Origin of the sequence: Serratia sp. CY40230 (assembly GCF_052168835.1) — a bacterium.
Classification (GTDB): domain Bacteria; phylum Pseudomonadota; class Gammaproteobacteria; order Enterobacterales; family Enterobacteriaceae; genus Serratia; species Serratia nematodiphila.
Window position 1 is genome coordinate 1,514,459 of the sequence record NZ_JBJNLX010000001.1, and the last position, 6,446, is coordinate 1,520,904.

Below are 6,446 nucleotides of genomic sequence, written 5' to 3' on the forward strand. Positions count from 1 at the left end.
AGCGCCTAAAATCAGGCATAACGTTGCCAAAAGGAGCCGTGCATGAGCCAGCGAGGGTTAGAAGCGCTACTACGTCCCAAATCGATCGCCGTGCTGGGCGCTTCGCAGCAGCCGGGCCGCGCCGGCAACCTGATGATGAGCAACCTGTTGGCCGGCGGTTTCGGCGGCCCCATCCTGCCGGTGACGCCGCGCTACAAGGCGGTATGCGGCGTCATGGCCTATCCCGACGTCGCCAGCCTGCCGCTGACGCCGGATCTGGCGATCATCTGCACCCACGCCAAGCGTAATCTGGCGCTGCTCGACGCGCTGGGGCAGCGCGGCTGTAAAACCGCCATCGTGCTCTCTTCACCACCGGAACAGTTCGCCGAGCTGAAAGCCTGCGCGCAGCGCTACGCCATGCGGCTGCTGGGCCCCAACAGCCTGGGATTGCTGGCGCCGTGGCAGGGCATTAACGCCAGCTTCTCGCCGGTGCCGATCCAAAAAGGCAAGCTGGCGTTTATCTCGCAGTCCGCCGCCGTCGCCAACACCATTCTCGACTGGGCGCAGCAGCGCGAGGTCGGCTTCTCCTATTTCATTGCGCTGGGCGACAGCCTGGATATCGACGTCGACGATCTGCTCGACTTTTTGGCGCGCGACGGCAAGACCAGCGCCATCCTGCTGTATCTGGAAAACATCAGCGACGCACGGCGCTTTCTCTCTGCCTCGCGCAGCGCCTCACGCAATAAGCCCATTCTGGTGATCAAAAGCGGCCGCAGCCAACAGGCGCAATTATTGCTCAACAGCCAGCAAGGGCTGGACGCCGCTTACGACGCCGCCATCCAGCGCGCCGGCCTGCTGCGCGTGCAGGATACCCATGAGCTGTTCTCGGCGGTGGAAACCCTCAGCCATATGCATCCGCTGCGCGGCGAACGGCTGATGATCGTCAGCAACGGAGCGGCGCCGGCGGCGATGGCCTTGGACGAACTGCTCGGGCGCAACGGCAAGCTGGCGACGCTGAGCGAGGAGAGCCTGGCAACGCTGAGCGACGCGCTGCCGGACTTCATTCGCGCCGGCAACCCGCTCGACCTGCGCGACGACGCCACGCCGCAGCGCTACCTGGCGGCTCTCGAAGCGCTGCTCGACAGCCACGACTATGACGCGCTGCTGCTGATCCATGCGCCGAGCGCGGCGGCGCCGGGCACCGCCACGGCGCAGCGGCTGATCGACGCGCTGCACCGCCATGCGCGCGGCAAACACATCACCTTGCTGACCAACTGGTGCGGCGAATACTCTTCTCAAGAGGCGCGCCGGCTGTTTACCGAGGCCGCCATTCCCACCTATCGCACGCCGGAAGGCGCTGTGACCGCTTTTATGCATATGGTGGAATACCGCCGCAACCAGAAGCAGCTGAAGGAGACGCCGGCGCTGCCGGTCGGCCTGACCGCCAATACCGCCGACGCCCACCGCCTGATCCATCAGGCGCTGGCCGAAGACGCCACCCAGCTGGATACCCACGAGGTGCAATCCATTCTGCAGGCTTATGACCTGAGCACCCTGCCGACCTGGATCGCCGAAGACAGCGCCGAAGCGGTACATATCGCCGAACAGATCGGCTACCCGGTAGCGCTGAAGCTGCGTTCGCCGGATATCCCGCACAAGTCGGAAGTTCAGGGCGTGATGCTCTACCTGCGCACCGCGACCGAAGTGCAGCGCGCGGCGGAGGCGATCCTCGACCGCGTGAAGCGCACCTACCCGCAGGCGCGCATCCACGGCTTGCTGGTGCAGAGCATGGCCAACCGCGCCGGCGCCCAGGAGCTGCGCATCGCGGTGGAACAGGATGCCATTTTCGGCCCGCTGATCATGCTGGGCGAAGGCGGCGTAGAGTGGCGCCAGGAAAATCAGGTGGCGGTCGCGCTGCCGCCGCTGAACATGGCGCTGGCGCGTTATCTGGTGCTGCAGGCGGTGAAAGGCGGCAAGATCCGCGGGCGCAGCGCGCTGCGGCCTTTAGATATCCCCGGGCTAAGCCGCTTGCTGGTGCAGGTCTCCAACCTGATCCTCGACTGCCCGGAGATCGCCCGGCTGGATATCCATCCGGTGCTGGCCTCCGGCAGCGAATTCACCCTGCTGGACGTTTCGATGCAGCTCGCACCGTTCAGCGGCGATCCGCAGGCGCGGCTGGCGATCCGCCCTTATCCGCATGAGCTGGAAGAGACCATCGCGTTGAAAGACGGCAGTCAGTGCCTGTTCCGCCCGATCCTGCCGGAAGACGAACCGGCGCTGAAGCATTTCATCGACCGGGTGACCAAGGAAGACCTCTATTATCGCTACTTCAGCGAGATCAATGAGTTTACCCATGACGATTTGGCCAACATGACGCAGATCGACTACGATCGAGAAATGGCCTTTGTGGCGGTGCGCGCAGACGAGATCATCGGCGTGACCCGCGCGCTGTCCGATCCGGACAACACCGACGCCGAATTCGCCGTGCTGGTGCGTTCCGACCTGAAAGGCCTGGGCCTGGGGCGTCAGTTGCTGGAGAAAATGATCGCCTATGCGCGCGCTCATGGCCTGACCCGTCTGAGCGGCATCACCATGCCGAATAACCGCGGCATGATCGCACTGGCTCAGCGGCTGGGCTTTGGCATCGAGGTGCAGCTTGAGGACGGCATCGTCAATCTGACGCTGCCGCTGCGGGCCGCCGACGCGCAGTGACCTGCGTCGCAATGCGCTACGAATCCACCACTTAACGCCAAAACATACGCACAATCGGGGCAACTAATGGTATTATCGCCCGATTATTCGGTTTATTGTTTTTATGCCTGTGGCGTTCTGGCCATCAATCATGAGAGAAGAAACGCACTGTGATGTTGTCAAAATTTAAACGTAGCAAACATCAACAACACCTTGCACAACTGCCCAAACTCCCCCAGACGGTTGCTGATGTTCGTACGTTGTACGCGCCGTCCGATTTTCGCACCACGCTGCTGGACGCCATCGCCAACGCCACCCAACGCATCTATCTGGTGGCCCTGTATCTGGAGCATGACGACGCCGGGCGCGAGATCCTCAATGCGTTGTATCAAGCCAAACAGCGGCGGCCCGAGCTGGAAATCTGCGTACTGGTCGACTGGCACCGCGCACAGCGTGGGCGCATCGGCGCCGCCGCCGCCAATACCAACGCCGACTGGTACTGCGCCATGGCCAGCCAACATCCGGAACAGTCGGTGCCGATCTACGGCGTGCCGGTCAATACCCGCGAAGCGCTGGGCGTATTGCATCTGAAGGGCTTTGTGGTCGACGATACCGTGATCTACAGCGGCGCCAGCATTAACGACGTTTATCTGCATCAGCATGAGAAATACCGTTACGATCGCTACCAGCTGATCACCAATGAGGTGTTGGCCGATACCCTGATCGATTACATCAAGCAGCATCTGCTCACCGCCGGCGCGGTGCAGCGCCTCGATCGCAGCGATCGGCCGAAAAGTCCGGAGATCAAAAACGAGACCCGCCTGTTCCGTTTCGCCCTGCGCCGCGCCGGTTACCACTTCCGCGGCAAGGCCGGCAACGATGAGCTGGCGGTGACGCCGCTGGTTGGGCTTGGCAAGCAAAGCGTGCTGAATAAAACCATTCATCACCTGATGTCGTGCGCCGACCAGAAACTGACGCTCTGTACCCCCTACTTCAACCTGCCGGCGCTGCTGGTGCGCAACATCATTTATCTGCTGCGCCAGGGTAAACAGGTGGAGATCATTGTCGGCGACAAAACCGCCAACGACTTCTATATTCCTGAAGACCAGCCGTTCAAAATCATCGGCGCACTGCCCTACCTGTACGAGATCAACCTGCGCCGCTTCCTGAGCCGCTTGCAGCGTTATATCGACACCGGGCAGCTGATCGTGCGGCTGTGGAAGGATGGCGATAACAGCTATCACCTGAAAGGCATGTGGGTAGACGAAGAGTGGCAGCTGATTACCGGAAATAATCTCAACCCGCGCGCCTGGCGGCTGGATCTGGAAAACGCCATTCTGATCCACGATCCCAAGCAAGAGATGCGCGAGCAGCGGCAGAAAGAGCTGGAGTGCATCCGTACTCACACCACCGTAGTCGGCCACTATCAGGAGCTGCAAAGCATTCAGCAGTACCCGATCAAGGTGCGTAAGCTGATTCGCCGTCTGCGCCGCATCCGCATCGATCGGCTGATTAGCCGTATCCTGTAAGCGGTACTCTGACCCCGGCCAAGGCCGGGGTTTTTATTACAGCTGTATCTCCTTGCCTTTGCGATGCAACCGAAGCGAAACCAGCAGCGCGAGCAGGCACATGCCGGAGACATACCAGAAGAAAGCGTTCTCCACGCCGAACGATTTTAGCGAGAGCGCGACATATTCCGCCGAGCCGCCGAACAGGGCGTTCGCCACCGCATAAGACAAGCCCACTCCTAACGCGCGCACCTCCGGCGGGAACATCTCGGCTTTAAGCAGCCCGCTGATCGCGGTGTAAAAGCTGACAACGAACAACGCCAAGACGATCAGACCGAACGCCATAAAGGGGTTGGTCACCCCTTTCAAGGCAAACAGGATCGGCACCGTCAACACAGTGGCGAAGGCTGAGAAGATCAGCATCGAGCTGCGACGGCCGATTTTGTCCGAAAACGCGCCTACTGCAGGCTGCAGCAGCATAAAGACGAATAGCGCAACGGTCATGATGGCGCTGGCCAGCTTGGCGTCCATACCGGCGGTGTTCACCAGGTATTTCTGCATGTAGGTGGTGAAGGTGTAGAAGGTCAGTGAACCGGCAGCGGTAAAGCCCAGCACCATCAGGAACGCCTTGCGATTTTTCCACAACCCCGTCAGCGAACCGGCATCTTTGTGGTTACGCGTCTTCGCATCGGAGGTTTCATTCAGCGAGCGGCGCAGGTACAACGCGACTACCGCCAACACGGCCCCCAGGGCAAACGGAATACGCCATCCCCAGGCCTTCAGCTCTTCAGCGGGCAATATCTGCTGCAGGATCACCAAGACCAGCAGCGCCAACAGTTGCCCGCCGATCAGCGTGACATACTGAAACGAGGCGTAGAAGCCACGCCGCCCCTTGATCGCCACCTCACTCATGTAGGTGGCGCTGGTGCCATACTCGCCGCCCACCGACAATCCCTGGAACAATCGAGCGATCAGCAGCAGCGCCGGCGCCCAGCTGCCGATCGATTCATACGTCGGCAGGCAGGCGATCACCAGCGATCCGGCGCACATCATGCAGACTGAAAGCAGCATTGAGTTTTTTCTGCCATGCTTGTCGGCAATATAGCCGAACAGCCAGCCGCCGATCGGCCGCATAAAGAAGCCGGCGGCGAATACCCCGGCGGTTTGCAACAGCTGCGTGGTGCTGTTGCCCGCCGGAAAGAACGAGGCGGCAAAGTAAATGGAACAGAAGGAGTAAACGTAAAAATCAAACCACTCCACCAGATTGCCTGATGAAGCTCCGACGATAGCGAAAATGCGTTTCTTGTTATCCAGCGCCCCCTGTTCGACGCCGTGCTCATCCCCAAGAGCCGAGGTTGTTTCTGTCATGATATTTTCTCCGAGCCATAGCAATGATGAAATTCGGCTTCCTGCCGCCCTGGTTGTTACTTTATTGTTATTTATAAGTTAACAGCCAAACTTAATAGCGGACGAAGAATATCTGACATTCAGAGAAACAATGCGTTGGTTTTGTGATGAATATTAAACAGTACGATGAAAGCTGAAGCGGGTTACAACGGGGACTTTCCATTTTTCCCATAGCAAAAAGCCCTGAACGTCAGTTCAGGGCTTTCGGCTTTATTTGATGCCTGGCAGTTTATGGCGGGCGTCCTGCCCGCCCCCCTTCGGGCCGTTGCTTCGCAACGTTCAAATCCGCTCCCGGCGGATTTGTCCTACACCATTCGTCTCAGGATGCCCATGCTCGGGCAGAACGCCAGATAACAGACAAAACAAAAAGCCCCATGCTTTCGCATGAGGCTTGTTGTTTTATTTGATGCCTGGCAGTGTCCTACTCTCGCATGGGGAGACCCCACACTACCATCGGCGCTACGGCGTTTCACTTCTGAGTTCGGCATGGGGTCAGGTGGGACCACCGCGCTATTGCCGCCAGGCAAATTCTGTTTCATTCCAACCGCTTCACTCTTGTGTCGCCATCAGAACCAATCTGTAAACAAGCTGAATATTGTCTTGGTCTCACCAAAACACCTTCGGTGTTGTAAGGTTAAGCCTCACGGATCATTAGTACTGGTTAGCTCAATGCATCGCTGCACTTACACACCCAGCCTATCAACGTCTTAGTCTTAAACGTTCCTTCAGGGACCTTGAAGGCCCAGGGAAGACTCATCTTGAGGCAAGTTTCGCGCTTAGATGCTTTCAGCGCTTATCTTTTCCGCACTTAGCTACCGGGCAATGCCATTGGCATGACAACCCGAACACCAGTGGTGCGTT

3 protein-coding genes and 2 rRNA genes are annotated in these 6,446 nt (G+C 59.2%); 2 read left to right on the forward strand and 3 right to left on the reverse strand.

The window, feature by feature from the left end; genetic code table 11:
• The first annotated feature begins 42 nt into the window (after window positions 1–42).
• Window positions 43–2,691, forward strand: a complete 2,649-nt coding sequence (locus ACJ8IJ_RS07175; protein WP_442518389.1) for a bifunctional acetate--CoA ligase family protein/GNAT family N-acetyltransferase — start codon at window positions 43–45, stop codon at window positions 2,689–2,691.
• 152 nt (window positions 2,692–2,843) lie between these two features.
• Window positions 2,844–4,199: a CDP-diacylglycerol--serine O-phosphatidyltransferase gene (pssA, locus tag ACJ8IJ_RS07180; RefSeq protein WP_033645522.1), complete on the forward strand. Its 1,356-nt coding sequence runs from the start codon at window positions 2,844–2,846 to the stop codon at window positions 4,197–4,199.
• Window positions 4,200–4,235: 36 nt separating this feature from the next.
• Here the strand turns inward: pssA and ACJ8IJ_RS07185 are convergent, their stop codons facing one another.
• The 3 genes from ACJ8IJ_RS07185 to ACJ8IJ_RS07195 form a co-directional block, all read right to left on the reverse strand.
• Complete coding sequence (locus ACJ8IJ_RS07185) at window positions 4,236–5,546, reverse strand: MFS family transporter (RefSeq protein ID WP_004928860.1); 1,311 nt, start codon at window positions 5,544–5,546, stop codon at window positions 4,236–4,238.
• A 447-nt stretch (window positions 5,547–5,993) separates the two neighbouring features.
• Window positions 5,994–6,109 (reverse strand): 5S ribosomal RNA (gene rrf / locus ACJ8IJ_RS07190).
• A 106-nt stretch (window positions 6,110–6,215) separates the two neighbouring features.
• A 23S ribosomal RNA gene (locus tag ACJ8IJ_RS07195) occupies window positions 6,216–6,446 on the reverse strand; the annotation flags it as partial.

Bases quoted from the DNA above. Each gene is read 5' to 3' on its own strand.
- pssA (WP_033645522.1), top strand. From the start codon at position 2,844: ATGTTGTCAAAATTTAAACGTAGCAAACATCAACAACACCTTGCACAA.
- ACJ8IJ_RS07185 (WP_004928860.1), bottom strand. From the start codon at position 5,546: ATGACAGAAACAACCTCGGCTCTTGGGGATGAGCACGGCGTCGAACAG.
- ACJ8IJ_RS07175 (WP_442518389.1), top strand. From the start codon at position 43: ATGAGCCAGCGAGGGTTAGAAGCGCTACTACGTCCCAAATCGATCGCC.